4 protein-coding genes are annotated in these 3,499 nt (G+C 42.6%); all 4 read right to left on the bottom strand.

Annotated elements, in window-relative coordinates; all coding sequences use genetic code 11:
• Nucleotides 1–1,081: exodeoxyribonuclease VII large subunit (gene xseA / locus SORDD16_RS04175; protein ID WP_061452484.1), on the bottom strand; the 1,081-nt coding region annotated here is incomplete at its 3' end.
• A gap of 116 nt (nt 1,082–1,197) precedes the next feature.
• On the bottom strand, nt 1,198–1,836 hold the full coding sequence (gene udk / locus SORDD16_RS04170; protein WP_061452483.1) for a uridine kinase: 639 nt from the start codon (nt 1,834–1,836) through the stop codon (nt 1,198–1,200).
• A 79-nt stretch (nt 1,837–1,915) separates the two neighbouring features.
• Nucleotides 1,916–2,794, bottom strand: coding sequence for a tRNA pseudouridine(55) synthase TruB (gene truB / locus SORDD16_RS04165; RefSeq protein WP_061452482.1), 879 nt, complete (start codon nt 2,792–2,794; stop codon nt 1,916–1,918).
• A gap of 11 nt (nt 2,795–2,805) precedes the next feature.
• A partial coding sequence (locus SORDD16_RS04160) for a DUF2130 domain-containing protein (protein ID WP_081215130.1) occupies nt 2,806–3,499 on the bottom strand: 694 nt, incomplete at its 5' end.

The raw sequence follows: 3,499 nt of genomic DNA, 5'->3' as shown, positions 1-3,499 counted from the left end.
GACGATCTTGATAACGCTGGATTTTGGTAACAGGCGATAATTGGACTAGTTGATGCGTCCTTGCTTGGACTAATTGGTTGTTATCAGAAATTTGTGTTCGTAAACTTTGTTTTAAGCGCAGTTGCAATTGATCCAAGCGTTGCAAATAGCCATCATACAAGCGCTCTGGCTGTCTAAAGATGACTGACTGACTGCATTTTTTCAGAGCTTCTTTTTTCTTTGACAAGACATTTTGTACAGCTGTCGCCATCCGTTTTTCTTGATTTTGCAAATGGGTCAAGAGATCCAATTTTGTTACAGGTGTTGCCAGTTCAGCAGCAGCTGTTGGCGTCGCAGCCCGTCTATCCGCCACAAAATCCGCAAGGGTCACATCTGTCTCGTGTCCTACACTGGAAATAATGGGCAAGCGGGATTCGAAAATAGCACGCACCACTATTTCTTCGTTAAAAGCCCAGAGATCCTCGATGGAACCTCCACCACGACCGATGATGAGGACATCTAGATCGTCACGTTCATTGGCACGGGCAATATTGCTAGCGATTTCTTCTGCTGCTCCATCTCCTTGAACCTTAGTCGGGTAAAGTAAAATTTCTACACCAGGAAAGCGCCGACTGACTGTTGTGATAATATCCTGAATGACAGCACCACTGCGACTGGTCACCACACCGATTTTCTTAGCAAACTGGGGAAGCGGTTGTTTAAATCGATCTTGAAATAGACCTTCTTCCGTCAATTTTTTCTTGAGTTGCTCAAACTGAATAGCTAGTGCCCCAACCCCATCCGGCTCAGCTTTTTCAATGATGATAGAGTATGATCCGCTTGGTTCATAGATTTGCACGCGACCCATGACATTGATTTTCATGCCTTCTTCCAGCTCAAATCCAAGCTTTTGATAGACACTAGACCAAACAGTCGCCTGAATAACAGCTTTATCATCCTTAAGAGAAAAATACTGGTGAGTGGACCGCTTACGGAAGTTGGAAACTTGGCCAGTCAAATAGACCCGCTCTAAATAGGGATCTTTATCAAATTTCATTTTAAGATACTTGGTCAAAGTTGTGACCGATAAGTATTTTTCCATTGCTACCTTCCGTTTGGATTTTCTCCATAGATAGGTATTATTATACCAAAAAAATGACTTAAAATCACCCTTTTCATCTGCTTTTTCAGGAAAAAGAAAAGAAGGTTTCCCTTCTCTTAATCACTTGTTCTAGCTTCTTCCAATATTTTCTCGATTTTGGTGGTTAATAAGTCAATGGCAACTGTATTGGAAACCCCCTCTGGAATCACAATATCCGCATAACGTTTGGTTGGCTCGATAAATTGATGGTACATGGGTTTAACCACGCCTAGATACTGCTGAATAACACTATCCAAGCTCCGCCCCCGCTCTTCCATATCCCGCTTGATCCGGCGAATAATGCGTACATCATCATCCGTATCTACAAAGATTTTGATATCCATCAAATCACGCAAACGTTTATCTTCTAAAACCAAGATCCCCTCAACGATAAAAACATCTTGCGGTTCTTGGCGATAGGTTTTCTTGCTCCGTGTATGCTCGGTGTAGTCATAAGTCGGAATATCCACAGGACGACCTGCCAACAACTCCTGGATCTGCTCGATCATCAAATCAGTGTCAAAAGCAAAAGGGTGGTCATAATTGGTCTTGATACGATCTTCAAAGGTCAAATGAGACTGATCCTTGTAATAAGAATCATGCTCAATCATGGAAATCTTTTCATCAGGAAAATGCGATAAAATGGCTCTTGAAACACTGGTTTTTCCTCCACCTGAACCACCTGTCACTCCGATAATGATTGGTCTATTTTGCATCTTAGCCTCCATTTTTTTGTCCGTCGTCTATTCTACCATACTTTGATGATTTTTAATAGTCTAACCTAAAATCGAAAACTTATAAAAAAACTTTTCTTGGCTTGTAGAGATGATTCCGTTTTTCCAAAATAGCCAGTAAGTTCTCACCCTCAAAGGCCGCCAATTCTGTTTCTGTCTGATCTAGCTCTACAAAACGACCAAAGCGAATTTCCTGAGCATGCTCTGGTGTTAACTGAACCTTAACCAAATCACCTGTCCCAATCTCTAGAGGATGAAGAAAATCAAGTTTCCCCATTTCCATCTTCTCTGAAATCTCCGACAGAGTCAAGGCATCTTCTAACTGCAAGCCTGCTGCACTGGTTCGAGTCAAACAGGACATATGAGCTGCGTAGCCCAGTTTATCACCTAAATCAACCGAGAGCGTCCGGATATAGGTTCCCTTGCTGCATTTCACACGAAAAGTGAATCGTGCTAGATGACCCTCATAAGAAATCGGACTTGTTCGTTTAAATTGATAAATAGTCACCTGACGTTGGGGACGCTCGATTTCCTGACCAGCACGCGCATACTCATAGAGCTTGCATCCATTGACCTTAACTGCCGAATACATAGGTGGAATCTGAGTAATAGGCCCAGTCAGACTAGCAATCGCTTCATCAACAATGGTTTCATCCAAGTGCGACAAAACAGGGGTCTCCGTGACCACTTCTCCACTTGCATCCTCGGTCGTCGTTGAATAGCCGAGAGTGATTTCCCCCTCATAGACCTTGCCCTCATCCTGCATAAACTCGACCATACGGGTCGCCTTACCAACCGCAATGGGCAAAACACCCACCACATCTGGATCCAAGGTCCCACCATGACCGATTTTCTTTGTCCCCAAAATCTTACGCAGCTTAAAAACCGCATCATGCGAGGTCATGCCCGCTTCTTTCTTTAAGTTGATAATACCGTTCATTTGTTTTTTCCTCACTCCCCCTTCAACGCTTCAAATTTCGCTTTCATGGTTGGATTTTTTCGAGTCAATTTTTTGACTGAGACATCGTCCAATTTGTTATTAGCGAGGCGGAGTTGGTTTTCGGATGTGGTCAGGAACTTCTTGACCTCTTCCATACGCTTAATAGCCTTATCGATTTCATCGATTGCTTTACCAAAGTTGGTTGAAGCAGAGTTGTAGTTTTTAGCAAAAGCTAGTTTAAAGGCATCCAAATCTTCCTCAAAATGTGTAATATCGATATTTTGCTCGCGAACCAAGGCCAACTCTTGCTTATACTGTAGCGAGTTAAGCGCAGCATTTCGCAAAAGACCAATCAACTGGATAAAGAATTGAGGACGAACCACATACATCTTCTCATACTCATGGCTGACATCCACAATCCCAGTGTTAAAGTAGTCGTTATCTGCTTCTAGCATGGTCACCAAAACTGCATACTCACAGTTTTTCTCTCGCCGATCCTTATCTAATTCCTTATAAAAATCCGCATTCTTGTGCTTTTTCTCTGTTCCATCCGCTTCATTTTTCATCTCAAACATGATGGAAATGAATTCTAGACCATTTTCATCAAAATCACGGAAGATAAAGTCCCCCTTAGACCCACGCGCAGAGACCTTGTTATCCTTCTCAAAGTAGGCATTTGGAAAGGCAAAACTGCGAACCTTATTG

The sequence above is a fragment of the Streptococcus oralis genome, from assembly GCF_001578945.1.
In the GTDB taxonomy this organism is placed as follows: domain Bacteria; phylum Bacillota; class Bacilli; order Lactobacillales; family Streptococcaceae; genus Streptococcus; species Streptococcus oralis_Q.
The sequence above is the reverse complement of the archived record's forward strand: the minus strand, read 5'-3'. Positions and strand labels throughout refer to the sequence as shown.

Bases quoted from the DNA above. Each gene is read 5' to 3' on its own strand.
- udk (WP_061452483.1), bottom strand. From the start codon at position 1,836: ATGCAAAATAGACCAATCATTATCGGAGTGACAGGTGGTTCAGGTGGA.
- truB (WP_061452482.1), bottom strand. From the start codon at position 2,794: ATGAACGGTATTATCAACTTAAAGAAAGAAGCGGGCATGACCTCGCAT.